Origin of the sequence: Nanhaiella sioensis, from assembly GCF_046557775.1 — a bacterium.
GTDB lineage: Bacteria > Bacillota > Bacilli > Bacillales > SM2101 > Nanhaiella > Nanhaiella sioensis.
The window spans coordinates 3,328,856-3,343,259 of sequence record NZ_JBKAEG010000001.1 but is presented as its reverse complement, the minus strand read 5'-3'; the positions used below and the strand labels follow the sequence as shown (position 1 = coordinate 3,343,259).

The window sequence follows — 14,404 nt, the reverse complement described above, 5'->3', positions numbered from 1 at the left end:
TAACAATTGTGAAAAAAAGCCTATCTATAGGTTTATTGTACCTTTCCAACTAAACATTACCATATTTTATTGAATGTTTGATAAGCCATAATTGACAAACTATTGTCTATAAAAAGGCCAAATTGTGTACATTTGGAAAAATAATTGATTCAAGTATATTTAACAAAAACGGAACAAACTGTTTCCTCTCAACAAGCATTGGAACGTTTTTGAAGAAAAAATATTTTGTTTTCTCTCAGTCAGTTATAACGCCTTGACAGGCTAGGTGAGAGAGCTAGTAAATAAAAAAAGTAGGCTTTACTAATAAAAAGTAAAACCTACCTGAATGAAAATATATGTTCGTTTTTACCTAATGGCTGTTTTCAATGTAAGATGCTACGAAAGCTCGGTTTATACGTGCTTATCTATTAGAACGAAAAGCAACAACCAATGCTAAAACAGCCTAATGTAAAGAGTCATCCTACTTAGCTGTAATGATGAAAAGATAATACACTTATAATTTGTAATGATCGTTCTTTGTTTAGTAACTACGTAAAATTTTCCTTATCAATTAACTTAACGATCAACAAATTTTTCATTATCATTTTTATCACCCTCCTGTAATTATTTGAAATGATTATTATATGATTGGGTAAGCTCTAAACGACTTTTCTCTTTCTTCATCAATCATTTTTTTTACTTGCTCTTCTCGATAAGCTTTTTCAATTGAATACGTTCGTTTATTAATTGTAATTGTGATAGACAAAATATTGAATTTCATATGGCTTCACCTCCTTTAAGTTCATTGCATACACTATGTTCAATTTGACGATAAAAAACCACAGGTAAATTTTCTATACCTGTGGTTAAAATAATCAAAATTATTTTATAAATAAGCATTAAAAGGAAAGATGCTATTTATATAAAAAGCCACAGGTATACTATTCAACCTGTGGCGTGTATGCTTAGTTAGTTATTGAAACACCCGCATTCCGACATCGGTCGAGTAGTAAGAAATACTATTTAATTTAATAAGTTTAAATAATTTGCCTAACATTAAATTCGACCTCCTTATCAGAATTTGTTTATTTCATAGGAAAGTATAACCAATTTATGATATTTTGTAAAGGGCTTTTTTGTAAAAAATAAAATAATTTTCTTATTCTAGATCACTTACTATTTTTTTATACTTAATTACCATGTTAAATAAAAGATACGCTACAAATAAAAAAATATATGTCATTGCCATTAATAAGTTGACATTAGTCGCTTCCTGAACATGTTGATTAATAACAACACCTAAATATAAAAAGACACTAATTGCAATTAAAACAAATGCAATTCTTGTAAAGTCGACAATTTTAAATTTCAAATCACGTAATTGCTTCTCATCCATTTTAAGTTTGTCACCTACTTTTCTAAGTATCTATAAATCTACTTTAACATATCTTAGTAGGTCAAAATGAATGTAACTTTAACCAATTATAGGGTAGGAACCAATCACAAAAATAAATTAACGTCACTATGGCTGTTGTGAATGGGCTCATAATCTATAGAGAATAGGTGTCTAACTGGAACAAAAAAAAGGCGAAAATACTTTCGCCTTTTTTTATTTATCCTTTAAGTGCATTAGCTAAGTCTGCGATTAAATCTTCCACATCTTCAAGTCCTACTGAAATGCGGACAAGACCATCTGTTATACCTAGCTCTTCACGACGTTCTTTTGGTATCGAAGCATGTGTCATTTTTGCAGGAACTGAAATTAAACTTTCAACTGCGCCAAGGCTTTCCGCCAATGTAAAATACTTAACTTGCTTAAGTAGTTGTTCTGCTTTTTCTTCACTACCAACATCAAATGAAACCATACCACCATAGCCTCTAACTTGTTTTTTTGCTATATTATGATTCGGATGACTACTTAATCCAGGGTAATATATCTTTTCTACACCTGGGTGATTTTGTAAAAATTCAATAATTTGTTTAGTATTTCCTTCGTGCTCTTCCATTCGTATTCCTAACGTTTTGATTCCTCTTATTAATAACCATGAATCCTGAGGGCCTAATATGCCACCTGTAGAATTTTGAACAAAATGTAGGTCTTCCGCTAATTGATTGGAATTGACTGCAACGAGACCAGCAACGACATCGCTGTGACCACCAATATATTTTGTTGCACTGTGCAATACGATATCTGCTCCAAGATTTAAAGGTGTTTGCCAATATGGTGTACTGAACGTGTTATCTACGATTGTTAACAAGTTATGTTCCTTTGCGACTTTAGAAGCTCCTCTAATATCAGTAATTTTTAGCAACGGATTTGTAGGTGTTTCAATATATATTGCTTTCGTATTTGAACGGATTGCTGTCTCTATATTTGACAAATTACTCGTATCAATAAAAGTTGATTCTATTCCTAGCTTGTTTAAAACTTTCGTCATTACACGGTAAGTTCCACCATATACATCATCAGTTAAAATGACATGATCGCCGCTGTTAAATAACATCATCACTGCTGTAATTGCTGCCATTCCAGAGCTAAATGCAAACCCTGCTGTTCCTTCTTCAAGGTCTTTAATGAGCTCCTCTAAAGCATGTCTTGTTGGATTACCTGTTCGTGAGTATTCAAATCCTTTATGCTCACCTATCCCATCTTGCTTATATGTGCTTACTTGATAAATGGGAATAGAGACAGCACCTGTTTGTTGATCATTCGGAATGCCACCATGGATTAATTTTGTCTTTGGTTTCATTTTATATCGAACCTCCATAAATCTGTTTACTTAAATAACGTTCGCTACTGTCTGGAAAAATAGTTACGATGTTCATTTTTTTCTTAGCCCGACTTGCTTCAATAAGAGCTGCATGGAGTGCTGCCCCTGAAGAACTACCAACTAAAAGCCCTTCTTTTCTTGCTAGTTCTTCTACTCTCATAAAGGCATTATTATCAGATATTGTATGAATTTGATCAAAATATTTTGTATCCATATAATCTGGAAGAAATTCCATACCGATTCCTTCTGTCTTGTGGGGTCCTATATCACCACCATTTAAAATAGATCCTTCGGGTTCAACGATGACTGTTTGTAACAAATTATTTTGTTCTTTTAAATATTTCGCAGTTCCCATAAATGTTCCACCCGTTCCTGCTCCTGCAATAAACATATCAATATCACCATCTAGTTGGCTCCACATTTCAGGTCCTAAGGTTTTATAATAGGTCATTGGATTTGCCGGGTTGTTAAATTGCTGAGGACAGTACGAGTTTGGAATCTCATTAAGTAGTTGTTGAGCTTTTGAAATTGCTCCCCTCATACCTTCACTCGTTGGTGTGTGTATAATTTCAGCACCTAGCGCTTTCATTAGCAATTGTTTTTCTATACTAAATTTTTCAGGCATACATACAATTACTTTCAGCTTATGTCTTAGTGCTGCTAATGCTAATCCGATGCCTGTATTTCCTGCAGTAGGTTCAATGATCGTACCGCCAGGTTTAATTGCACCAGACTGGAGAGCTTCTTCAATGAGCTCTTTACCTAACCGATCTTTAATACTGCCACCAGGATTGTAATATTCAAGTTTTGCATAAAGCTTTACTTGTTTTGGTAAAGGAAATTGCGTTAGCTCAATCATTGGGGTATTACCAATTAAGTCATGTACGCTGTGAACAACACGCATAATTATTTTGTCACCTCAAAAATTTTTTCTGAATGATATTTTCGCATTAATTGTTGCTTTAGAATAATAGGCTGTTTTTGTATAGAATGTTGTTTTTCGTGCTAAAAGAATAAACACGGATATGATTAGTTTGCGTAGTATCTATTTTAGGAACTATAAAAAAATTCACGAAAAGAGCCTTGTAATAAAAGCTATACACTACGACACCTTTTCTTCTCTAAATACTATAAAAAATCATACTATACGCATCAGTTACTCAAATTTACGTAACAAAAAGCAACAAAGTTTGCGAAAAGAGTCTTTTGTAATAAGTGCGAAGTTCTGTGAGTTTATTTAAGCCCTTCTACCATATTCATAACTAAATTGGCTGAATGTAAAGCAGCTGTTGGTAAAAATTGTTCGAAAGAGATATCTGATTCTTTACCAGCTATGTCTGAGAGAGAACGTATTACTACAAAAGGAACCTCAAATTGGTAACAAACTTGAGCAATCGCTGCCGCTTCCATCTCAACTGCATACAAATCGGAAAATTTATCTCGTACCATTGCTACTCGGCTAGGGTCACTCATAAAAGAATCACCAGTAGCAATAAGTCCTTTCACTGTTTGAATATTTTCAATGTTCTCTGCTGCTTTTTCCGCTACGTTCAGAAGATTATTATCTGCTAGAAAAGCTGGTGGTAATTGTGGAACTTGTCCATATTCATAACCAAAAGCTGTTACATCTACATCGTGATGGCGTACTTCTGTTGAGATCACCACATCCCCAACGTTTAATGACTCCAATAGTCCTCCAGCTGAGCCAGTATTTATGACATAGTCAACGTCAAAGCGATCAAGTAGAATTGACGTACTCATTGCTGCATTTACTTTGCCAATTCCTGACTTCAGTAATACAACTTCAACTCCATGTAAAGAACCTTCAGTGAATTCACATCCAGCAATAACACTTACTTGTTCGTTGTTAATGTTATCTCTTAAGATGATGACCTCTTCTTCCATGGCACCTATAATTCCTATTCTCATCTTGGTTTCCCTCATTTCTATATTCCTTTATTACTTATACCATTTCTCCGTGTCACGAGGATATACTAAAACTCCACTCAATATTGTAACATATTCAACAGCTAAACCATTTACTGCAATAATCTATCTCACTGCTAGTGAAAGACTTGAGCATCAGTGAAATCAGGTGGAAACTCTACTCGACCTGATTGAAATATCCCATCTATAGAAGTCGGGTTAAATTCCTTAATATAAACTTAGATCAATTCAGGTCAAAAAGCCTATTATACACATTTCTATACCCCGAATTCATTTAAGTGCTTCTAATTTATCATAGAAATTATTTCTTAGCAATTTGCAAGTATATCATCGTTAATATTATCTTAAAAGAGCAAAATATAATATTTTCGTTCACTCTCACATTTGATAAAATGGACGATACATACAATTGTGGAAGGGTGTCAGTCAAATGGATTTTTCTTTAGATATACTCAAAGATAAGGTTGAATTTTTTGAAGCGCAAGATTTAACAACATTAGAAAAAAAAGTTAATGAACAAATCGAAGTTAATAAAGCTATATTATTAGAGGTTCATCATATTTCTCATCAAATGCAGTTTGATCAAGACGGTAGAAGATATTTTAGTGCTGTTGTTCACTTTAAACGCAGCAATTAGATACATTTTTTGTTCTTACCCACCTTCACCTCTGAAAGCTTAGTAAACTTATACATTGATGAATTAAGTATATACTATTTTGATTTAAGCTCTTTTCATAAATTTTATTGTTTGTTTACTAAAATGGACAACCTGATGAGCTTTATGAGAGCTCAGTAATTGAAGTAGAAAAGGTGCTACCAACGCTAGATGTATACGTGCTTTTATACATTAGAACGAAAATGGGAAAATCATCCTTGATTTAAAATAAACCGCCTTTGCAAGTAGCAAATGGCGGTTTATACTTAATCTTCTGAGGACTCCTCGCTCGATTCTTCCTCTGTGTTTTTGTAATATGGACTATCATTCTCTTTTAATTGCTCTACTTTAGTAGGCTTCCAGCCTTCATTGTCAACCCATTCCATATATACTTTGTAAATTAAGCTAGCGTCTACATTTGAAGCAATTGTAGCAAGAGATTTATTGGGACCGTCATTCCCTAAAAACCACAAAGTATAATCTTCTTTAGCAATTCCTGTTGCATAACTTATCGTTTTTTCCATCTCAACTCGGTCTGTTGTGCCTTCGTCAAAAACGGTCACCACATGATCTGCTTGCTCCGTACCGACTGGTTGCCATGAATCACTAGTTATTGTTTTAATAATGTTAGAATCTTCGCTAGCAGTTGTTTCATCTAAATCTGTAACTGGTTCAGGTGAACTATCCTCGGCTATTTGTTCGTTAGTGTTAGAAGTATTGTTGTCATCTTCGTTAGAAACGGCTTCATTGCTTTCTTCTATACTACCTTCATTGCTCTCTTCTAGATTATTCTCGTTATTCTCTATGTTATTATTATCATCAGTTTCATCAATTGTTGAGTTAGTTTCTTGAGATTCGTCATCTTCCGTTATTCCAACAGTTGCATTACCATTATCTTGTTGCTCAATACTATCTGATGCAACTGGATCACTACCTTTGGAAAATAGTAGCTTTCCTCCAAAGAAAACAATTAACAAAATGACTATTCCAATTAAAATATTTAATAATAAATTCCCTCTCTTACGCTTTTTATTCCTTTCGTAGCGAGGTCCCTCATATAAATCTTCAATATTTCCCCTCACAAAAAGTCCTCCTCACTCTTATATGTATATGTCTCATTGTATCATTAGATAGGTAGCTATTATATAAGTTTTGCCATTTTATGAGCTGCCTTGTTCAATTTCATATATTGTTTCAATTATTTCATAGAAGACATCATTTGTCACAGCATTGTTTTCTTGTTGTTTTAAATCAACTACAACAAGTGCATATTTAGGATTTTGCACAGGAAAATATCCCGCAAACCATTTATTATGTAATTCCTCACCATCATCATTCTTAATACCTAGTTGAGCTGTTCCTGATTTACCAGCAACCTCATATGAATTCCCTTGAAATGCCCTTCCTGTTCCCTCCAAGACAACTGTACGAAGAAGTTGCTGTAATTTTAAAATTGTATAGGGTGAAAGGGGTTGATTGTCTTTAACTGTTTGTATAGGAAATGAATATAGTGTTGTTTCATTTTTATATAGTATATCACTGACTACTCTTACTTGCAGCTCTTTACCACCTCTTGCGATTGTAGCCATCATATTGGCAATAGCCAATGGTGTAACTTTAACATTTTTTTGTCCATTTGCAGTTTGTGCAATAGCTTTCGGAGATGTCTTATCAGATTCTTCAACCCAAATCGTTCCAGTCCCTACGTATGGCAGTTGGTTAAATTCTTCAAAATGAAATACATCGCCATTCCAAATTACAGGATTTATTAAGCCCAGTTTAGTAGCATATTCTTCAATACTTTGCGAGTTTAATTCCATAAGCTCTAGTGCTAATACTGAAAATGTATAATTACAACTATTAGCAAAGCTTTCTTCAAAGTTTAACATACCAGAAAGATACTGTGATTTCCCCTCTCCATACATATCCAAGTCACAATCAAATATGCGATTCGATTGCAATAAATTGTGTTCAATCGCTGCAGCAGCAATAACTGGTTTAAACACAGAACCTGGGGTTTGCACTGTTAACATTCTATTTTCTAGTGCATCATCCACGTACGGGTCTGAATGGTTAATTGATGGTACGCTTACCATTGCAACCACATCATTTGTAGCTATGTCAATTAACACGAGGCCACCATCATTAAGTTGGTGTTTGTTCACAATTTTTTCGGCTGCAATTTGAATTTCTTTGTCAATCGTCGTTTTGATAGTTACAGGGTAAAAAGGATTTGCTGGCTCAGTATATTTTACTTCTAAGCCAAACAACGGTCCATTTTTTCCATCTACATGATACAGGAGCTTAGATTCTGCTTCAGGCAAGACAAATTCATTAAACTGTTGTTGTAGACCAGAAATACCACCTTTTAGATTAATCGATTTTGCTCCGTTGACTTCTTCACTATTTACTGGTGCTTGCTCATATTCACGTACTAAGCCAATTAAATGTTCTGCAATTTTGTCTGGCATTTCATTCTGCCGGTTCACAGCAAAAACACCTGGAATCTTCAAATCATTTATCTCTGTCATTTGAGTATCTGTTAAGGTAAAAGCCTTCCCCTCTTCAAATACAATAGGTTCGTTTGCAGTTTTTACTGCCACATTTAGCTTTTCTGGAGACACATTTATTAAACGGGCAACTTGTTCGATTGGCCAGTCCATATTCTTAAGAAATGGAAATAAAATTAAACTAGGTTGATTAACATATGTTAGTGGTTCATTATTTTTATCAACAAACTTCCCACGTCCTTGGTCAATTACAACCTGCTGAGTGCGTTGTGAAACACTTGCTTCTAATAAATTGATATTGTGCTTTGAAAACTCTTCTGTTTGAATAAGCTGGATTTGTATAAGTCTAATGATCAGGACTATGATAAAAATAATTACACCAACGGATAAATTTATTGTTCTTTTTCTAACATCCATAAAAAAAACACCTCATCAGCAGTTTTGACAAGGTGTTTCGGATTAAAACCTATTGGACGGATACTATTTTCACTAACATTTCTCCACCAGGCGTTTGAACTTGTACTTCTTCACCTATTTGTTTACCAATTAGACTTTTTGCAATAGGTGAGTCATTTGAGATTTTCCCTTCAAATGGATCAGCTTCAGCACTACCTACGATCGTATATGTTTCTTCTTCACCATCCGGTAGTTCAACAAATGTAACAGATTTTCCTATAGAAACCATATTTGAATTACTGGAGTCTTCTTCAATAATTTTGGCATTTCTAATCATATTTTCAATTGTTGTAATTCTACCTTCAACAAATGCTTGTTCTTCCTTTGCAGAATCATACTCTGAATTCTCAGAAAGGTCACCAAAACTACGCGCAATTTTTATACGTTCAACTACCTCTTTACGACGTACTGATTTTAAATATTCTAATTCCTGCTCTAATTTTTCCTTACCTGCTGCTGTCATTGGAAATATTTTTTCAGCTGCCATTCCCTTCACTCCTCTTGTTATTAACGATCAAAGTTTGAATTATTCTTACATATGTACAATTACCATTTACGAATATCTTAAAGACGACAATTTTAATGATAATTAATCACGTATCATTAAAATTGTCATGCCAAAGATATGAATATTATACAATGATTGCATTTACATTTATCTATGCTATCGTATTACAAAATAGACTTTTGTTCAAGAATTGTTTGAATTTTTGTTACCATTAGGTCAATCGCAACATGATTGCGTCCCCCTTCAGGGATGATAATGTCAGCATAACGTTTCGATGGTTCAATAAATTGATTGTGCATAGGGCGTACTACAGACACATATTGATCAATGACTGAATCTACAGTTCGTCCTCTCTCCTTAATATCCCTCAATATTCGACGGGTAATCCTTATATCTGCATCAGTATCTACATATAGCTTAATATCCATATAATTCCTTAAGCGTTCATCTTCTAAAACTAACATGCCTTCAAGAATAATGACATCTTTTGGTTCAACAGGGATAACCTCTTCTGATCTTGTATCAATCGTAAAATCATATACTGGCTTCTTAATGCTTTCAAATGCAAGCAGCGATTCTATATGATCAATTAATAAATCATTGTCAAATGCTAATGGATGATCATAATTTGTTTTACGTCGTTCTTCTATAGATAAATGACTTTGGTCTTTGTAATAGTAGTCTTGCTCAAGGATTAAAATCGAATGCTCTTTCAAATGCTCGTAAATTGCTTTAGTAACACTTGTTTTACCAGAGCCAGAACCTCCTGCTACACCTATTACTACCGGTTTCTTCCCCATCTTAGTTCTCCTTTCGCATCATGTTGTTCGGGAAGACATCCTTGTCCACTTTAAATTTAATGATTTGTAATGGATGTCTTGCTGCATCCAGAACGTTCCCATCCTCATCCCAAATTTCTTCGATTTTTTGAGTGAAATTTTCAATTTCTGGTCCAAAAAATTCGACTTCTTCTCCTGGCTTAAAATGATTACGTTGCTGTAAAGTAACTATTTTGGATTCTGTATTGTAGTCCAATACTAATCCAGCAAAATCAAATGCTGTTTTCTTGCTATGATTTCCATACATTTGTTCTTTATACCCCGGTACACCCTCAAAAAATGCTGGAGCCGTTTCACGATTTGCACATTTATCAAGTTCCTCTAGCCATTCTTGTTTAATAGTAAAATGATCTGGATCAGCACAATAAGCGTCAATAATTTTTCGATACACGCTTACTACAGTAGCTACATAATGAATGGACTTCATACGACCTTCAATCTTTAAACTGTCAATACCTAAGTCAATCATTTTTGGAATCGATTCAACTAACTTTAAATCTTTCGGACTCATTGCAAATGGTGCATCAGTTTCCTCAAACAATGCCACTTCACCATCGTTTGAGTTAAGGCTATACAAGTCATAATCCCATCTACAAGATTGGCAACAACCTCCACGGTTAGAATCACGTGCAGTCATATGATTACTTAACGTACAGCGCCCTGAATAGGAAATACACATTGCCCCATGGATAAATGTCTCAATTTCAATATCAGTCTTTTCCTTAATTTCTCTTATCTCTTCCGCACTCGTTTCACGACCTAATACAACACGCTCCAGTCCTTCTTCTTTCCAAAATTGAACTGCCTTCCAGTTTGAAAGTGATTGCTGTGTACTTAAATGGACCTCTAACTTAGGAGCAACTAGTCGACATGTTTCGATAATCAACGGATCTGCAACAATAATTCCTGTTACACCAGCACTTTGAAGCCCTTGTAAATATTCTTCTAAACCATCAATATTTTCATTGTGAGCATAAATATTTGTAGTTACATATATTTTAGCACCATAATTATTGGCGAACTTAACCCCTTCTGCCATTTCTTCATGGGAGAAATTATCAGCATTGGAACGTAAGCCATATTCTTGACCTCCAATATACACTGCATCTGCTCCGTACTGGACAGCTATTTTTAACTTTTCTAAATTACCTGCTGGGGCTAGTAATTCAGGCTTTTTAGTAATAACTCTTTGGCCATTAATCATAGCAGAAATTCCATCTTTTAATGCAACCATAATTACTACCTCCTTTTATGTCTAGCTTTTCTTTTGTTCTCCGTCTAACACCTATCTCCTGGAAGTCATAAGCCAAGCTGCTAAGAAGGTTAAAAAAACAACCTTCCTGCGACTTTTCTTATGCTTGTCGGAAATGAACGAGGCGCTTGCGCTTTTCTTTAATAAACTGTTTCTTTGAAGAAAAATCCACTATCTAACGGACGATTTTGGGGTTGTATCTTTTCAATTTCTTCAATAAGCTGATCTTTTTGTTCTTCGTATTGCTCTCGATCTTTAGCACATAAATCCATCGCATATCGATATTTTTTTGTAACCTCAAGTAAATATTGAGGTGATTTTAATACCCCATCAATTTTAAAGCTTTCTATTTCAGCATCCATCATTTCTTCTAACTCATCTATTATACAAATATCATTTGGACTCATAATATGTGTTCCATTTGCGTCTTCGAAGATTGGATATTTGTTGTTTCTTTCATTATCGTGTAGAAATAAATTTTTGTTATTGCTATCGTTCTTTACTTCCATTGACTTACCTTGGAATTCAAAGTAGTTACCAATCAATGAACGTTTTGAATGGAACATACATGTCATACCATGGACTTGTACTTCTAGCTTCACTTTAGCATGTTCCTTCATTTCAAGGATCGCATCCATATTTAACTCTCTAGCTAGAACAGCACGTTCAGCACCTTTTCTTCCCCAATAGTTGCATGTATACCAGTTAGTAGCTGTTGTTTCCGTATTCCAATGCAACCTCATATTTGGTGCGATCTCTTTCACAGTCATTAACACAGAAGGATCACCGAAGACAATTGCATCTATCCCAACTTCATTTAAATAAGAAATGTAGTCTGGTAGTTCACCAATTTTGTCGTTATGAAATATGCCATTCATAGCTACATATACTTTTCTATTTTTTGCATGGGCGATTTGTACTACTTCTTTTATATCATTTCTACTAAATTCCCCAGCTAATCTTAAACCATACCTTTGTTCACCTATAATAAAAGCATCAGCCCCTGCTTGAATAAGTGGCTCAATATCTTCCACACAAGTAGGGGTAACTAATAATTCTGGTATCCTCATTTTTTAGTCACCTCTTCGCTTACTAATTGCCATGCCATCTCCTACTGGTAAAATAGTTGTATCATATAAAGGGTTCTTCATTAACCACTCGTTATAATTTCTTATTTTGCTAATAAGTTGATTAGTACGCTTATTTTCTGTATCTATTTTGGAAGCTACAAAACCTTTATATAAAACATTATCAGTAATGATTATTGCATTTTGTGAGAGCATAGGGCTATACAATTCAAAAAATCGTTTATATTGCCCTTTTGCTGCATCTATAAATAAAAAATCAAATGGACCTCTATGCTTCACTTGTTCTTCAAGTTCAAGGGCATTGCCAAATAAAATATCTATTTGCTTTGAACATCCACTCTTTTTTACGAAATCACGTGCAGTATCATATCGTTGTTTGTGACGTTCAACTGTTACAATTTCTGCATGTGGCAAAGTTAATGCCATCCTTAAAGCAGAATAGCCAATCGCCGTTCCAATTTCCAAAATTTTTTTAGGTTGCGCAATACGTAATATTTGTAGTATTGCTTCTATTCCAACGAGCTCCATTATCGGTACATGATGCTCGTTTGCATACTGCTCCATTTCGTGTATTAGAGGCTGTCTCTCTCTTACGAGACTCTCTAAATAGGTATTCACTAGCTCGACATCCACGCTATGCTACCTCATTCCTGTAGATTATCATTGTTCTATTAGACTGTTTTCGCATTGATGGTTGTTTACGTACTAAGAATATAAACCCGTTACATCTAACGTTCTGGTGATTTTTCCTGTATAAAACGATACAAACTTATAAAACCACTTCTTACGATTCTAATTGAGTAACAAAAACAACAAATTGATCGAAAAGAGCCTTAAAAAAAGAAGAGTTCGACAAAAGAACTCCCAACAACTCGATATATTTTACCATAACAACAAGGGGATTGCGAATTATTCTCCGCCCCCCCTTTAATTACCACTTTTTATACATATAATTTGTTCGATCTCTTAGTCATTCGTAATATATTGTGCTTTTAGCGCATTATGTTCTTCAAGTGTTTTTGCATAAAAGACATCTCCCGATGGAGCTGCTAAGAAATATAGGTAGTCTGTACTTGCTGGATTTAATGCAGCAATGATGGACATTTCTCCTGCATTAGCAATCGGACCTGGAGGTAAACCAGCATGCATATAAGTGTTATATGGAGAATTCACTTCTAAATCTTCGTATAGTACGCGATCCTTATGCTTTCCTAATGCGTATAACACTGTAGGATCGGTTTGTAGCGGCATACCAATATCCATTCTATTGTAAAATACACTAGATATCTGTTCTCTATCGGTTTTTGCTGTAGCTTCTTCTTCAATTAATGAAGCCATCGTTAAGACTGTGTGTGCAGACATTCCTAACCCAGCAATTTCTGCATCATAATTTAATAATACTTCTTGTGTTTTAGCTAACATTTTTTCTACAATATCCTCAATTGAAGGATCTTCTTTGTAAAAATCGTAAGTTGCCGGAAAGAGATATCCTTCAAGGGGATATTTAATATTTTCACCTAGAATTTCTTCCGTCAAGAGATCAGGATAGTGAGATTGAAGTGTAGCTATATACTCTTTGTCTGTAAGTTTTGCCATCACTTCATCTTCAGAATAATTCGTTTTCTCTGCAATTATTTTACCGATTTGTGTTAGTTGTTTACCTTCAGGAATCGTTATTTTAAAAACAACATCTTGTATAACCACACCGGTTTTAATACTATCGATCAACTCTTGAAAAGTCATCGACGGACTCAATTCATAGTCTCCAGCTTGAAAACCTGATTCATTTTTAAACTTAATATAATAGCGAAATATTTTAGCATCTTTTATAAGACCGTTTTCCTCTAAAATATTTGCAATAGCAGTTGATGAAGAACCAATCGGTATCGTAATATTAACAGTTTCCTCATTTTCCGGTTCTACTGGTTGTAGAGCTGATTTTATATATACATAGCCGCCTCCAATAACTCCAGCTATTACAATTAATAAAACTAAGGTGATAACAAGTACAATTCTTCTAATAACTCTAGCTTCTTTATGTTGTTCTATAATTTTTTCCTGCTTTTCATTCTGTGCTTCTTTCTCAGACATATCGAGTCCTCCTTTCACTCGAACTATTATACTACATTTTTTTTATCATTCGCCATTTGCTTACAAAATTATTCTAATCTTAATAGGTAAAATGAGTTAAGTGGTACCGTAGAATAATCATGTAATCGCAATTTTCATAAAGCATAAGTGTTTCACTCATCCTCGACAAGCCTTGAGGTCATTCATTTGAAGGCGTTTTACCTTCAGGGAAAATGATAAAGTGGCTTTGATGGGTAAGGCAATGCGAATAAAAAAGACTGTTTTCACATAGATTGTTGCTTTTCATACTAAGATTTATACGCACGTAT

At 34.3% G+C, this 14,404-nt stretch carries 14 protein-coding genes; 1 reads left to right on the top strand and 13 read right to left on the bottom strand.

Annotated features, from left to right (window positions below; all coding sequences use genetic code 11):
- Positions 1-619: 619 nt before the first annotated feature.
- The 5 genes from V1503_RS15435 to mtnN form a co-directional block, all read right to left on the bottom strand.
- Entirely contained in the window at positions 620-760 is a 141-nt protein-coding gene (locus V1503_RS15435) for a YrzI family small protein (protein WP_214480375.1), read from the bottom strand.
- Between the two features lie 378 nt (positions 761-1,138).
- Positions 1,139-1,375, bottom strand: a complete 237-nt coding sequence (locus tag V1503_RS15430) for a YrhC family protein (protein WP_320256790.1) — start codon at positions 1,373-1,375, stop codon at positions 1,139-1,141.
- Between the two features lie 217 nt (positions 1,376-1,592).
- Positions 1,593-2,729 (bottom strand): bifunctional cystathionine gamma-lyase/homocysteine desulfhydrase, encoded by a 1,137-nt coding sequence (locus tag V1503_RS15425; RefSeq protein ID WP_410628030.1) that lies wholly within the window; start codon positions 2,727-2,729, stop codon positions 1,593-1,595.
- A gap of 1 nt (position 2,730) precedes the next feature.
- Positions 2,731-3,654 carry a PLP-dependent cysteine synthase family protein gene (locus V1503_RS15420; protein ID WP_214480378.1) on the bottom strand — a complete coding sequence of 308 codons (924 nt, stop codon included), beginning with the start codon at positions 3,652-3,654 and terminating at the stop codon, positions 2,731-2,733.
- 329 nt (positions 3,655-3,983) lie between these two features.
- Positions 3,984-4,679 (bottom strand): 5'-methylthioadenosine/S-adenosylhomocysteine nucleosidase, encoded by a 696-nt coding sequence (gene mtnN, locus V1503_RS15415; RefSeq protein ID WP_320256789.1) that lies wholly within the window; start codon positions 4,677-4,679, stop codon positions 3,984-3,986.
- 448 nt (positions 4,680-5,127) lie between these two features.
- Between mtnN and V1503_RS15410 the strand changes: the two genes are divergently transcribed.
- On the top strand, positions 5,128-5,334 hold the full coding sequence (locus V1503_RS15410; protein ID WP_214480380.1) for a YrzA family protein: 207 nt from the start codon (positions 5,128-5,130) through the stop codon (positions 5,332-5,334).
- Positions 5,335-5,618: 284 nt separating this feature from the next.
- Here the strand turns inward: V1503_RS15410 and V1503_RS15405 are convergent, their stop codons facing one another.
- The 8 genes from V1503_RS15405 to mltG all read right to left on the bottom strand — a co-directional run bounded on the left by V1503_RS15405 (position 5,619) and on the right by mltG (position 14,096).
- A complete protein-coding gene (locus V1503_RS15405) occupies positions 5,619-6,434 on the bottom strand; it encodes a YrrS family protein (protein WP_214480381.1) in 816 nt (271 codons plus the stop codon).
- Positions 6,435-6,512: 78 nt separating this feature from the next.
- On the bottom strand, positions 6,513-8,279 hold the full coding sequence (locus V1503_RS15400) for a peptidoglycan D,D-transpeptidase FtsI family protein (protein ID WP_410628027.1): 1,767 nt from the start codon (positions 8,277-8,279) through the stop codon (positions 6,513-6,515).
- Positions 8,280-8,328: 49 nt separating this feature from the next.
- Positions 8,329-8,805: a transcription elongation factor GreA gene (greA, locus tag V1503_RS15395; protein WP_214480383.1), complete on the bottom strand. Its 477-nt coding sequence runs from the start codon at positions 8,803-8,805 to the stop codon at positions 8,329-8,331.
- A 185-nt stretch (positions 8,806-8,990) separates the two neighbouring features.
- Positions 8,991-9,626 (bottom strand): uridine kinase, encoded by a 636-nt coding sequence (gene udk / locus V1503_RS15390; RefSeq protein WP_320256787.1) that lies wholly within the window; start codon positions 9,624-9,626, stop codon positions 8,991-8,993.
- A 1-nt stretch (position 9,627) separates the two neighbouring features.
- The gene (locus tag V1503_RS15385; RefSeq protein ID WP_410628024.1) at positions 9,628-10,899 is read right to left on the bottom strand and encodes a peptidase U32 family protein; all 1,272 of its coding nucleotides are present in this window, start codon (positions 10,897-10,899) and stop codon (positions 9,628-9,630) included.
- Positions 10,900-11,057: 158 nt separating this feature from the next.
- Positions 11,058-11,987, bottom strand: a complete 930-nt coding sequence (locus V1503_RS15380; protein WP_410628022.1) for a peptidase U32 family protein — start codon at positions 11,985-11,987, stop codon at positions 11,058-11,060.
- Between the two features lie 3 nt (positions 11,988-11,990).
- Positions 11,991-12,623, bottom strand: a complete 633-nt coding sequence (locus V1503_RS15375) for an O-methyltransferase (protein ID WP_410628020.1) — start codon at positions 12,621-12,623, stop codon at positions 11,991-11,993.
- A 348-nt stretch (positions 12,624-12,971) separates the two neighbouring features.
- Positions 12,972-14,096: an endolytic transglycosylase MltG gene (mltG, locus tag V1503_RS15370; protein ID WP_214480387.1), complete on the bottom strand. Its 1,125-nt coding sequence runs from the start codon at positions 14,094-14,096 to the stop codon at positions 12,972-12,974.
- Positions 14,097-14,404 lie beyond the last annotated feature (308 nt).

Excerpts from the sequence above, each read along its gene's own strand:
- V1503_RS15435 (WP_214480375.1), bottom strand. The coding sequence starts at position 760 with ATGAAATTCAATATTTTGTCTATCACAATTACAATTAATAAACGAACG.
- V1503_RS15430 (WP_320256790.1), bottom strand. The coding sequence starts at position 1,375 with ATGGATGAGAAGCAATTACGTGATTTGAAATTTAAAATTGTCGACTTT.
- V1503_RS15425 (WP_410628030.1), bottom strand. The coding sequence starts at position 2,729 with ATGAAACCAAAGACAAAATTAATCCATGGTGGCATTCCGAATGATCAA.
- V1503_RS15420 (WP_214480378.1), bottom strand. The coding sequence starts at position 3,654 with ATGCGTGTTGTTCACAGCGTACATGACTTAATTGGTAATACCCCAATG.
- mtnN (WP_320256789.1), bottom strand. The coding sequence starts at position 4,679 with ATGAGAATAGGAATTATAGGTGCCATGGAAGAAGAGGTCATCATCTTA.
- V1503_RS15410 (WP_214480380.1), top strand. The coding sequence starts at position 5,128 with ATGGATTTTTCTTTAGATATACTCAAAGATAAGGTTGAATTTTTTGAA.
- V1503_RS15400 (WP_410628027.1), bottom strand. The coding sequence starts at position 8,279 with ATGGATGTTAGAAAAAGAACAATAAATTTATCCGTTGGTGTAATTATT.
- greA (WP_214480383.1), bottom strand. The coding sequence starts at position 8,805 with ATGGCAGCTGAAAAAATATTTCCAATGACAGCAGCAGGTAAGGAAAAA.
- udk (WP_320256787.1), bottom strand. The coding sequence starts at position 9,626 with ATGGGGAAGAAACCGGTAGTAATAGGTGTAGCAGGAGGTTCTGGCTCT.
- V1503_RS15385 (WP_410628024.1), bottom strand. The coding sequence starts at position 10,899 with ATGGTTGCATTAAAAGATGGAATTTCTGCTATGATTAATGGCCAAAGA.
- V1503_RS15380 (WP_410628022.1), bottom strand. The coding sequence starts at position 11,987 with ATGAGGATACCAGAATTATTAGTTACCCCTACTTGTGTGGAAGATATT.
- mltG (WP_214480387.1), bottom strand. The coding sequence starts at position 14,096 with ATGTCTGAGAAAGAAGCACAGAATGAAAAGCAGGAAAAAATTATAGAA.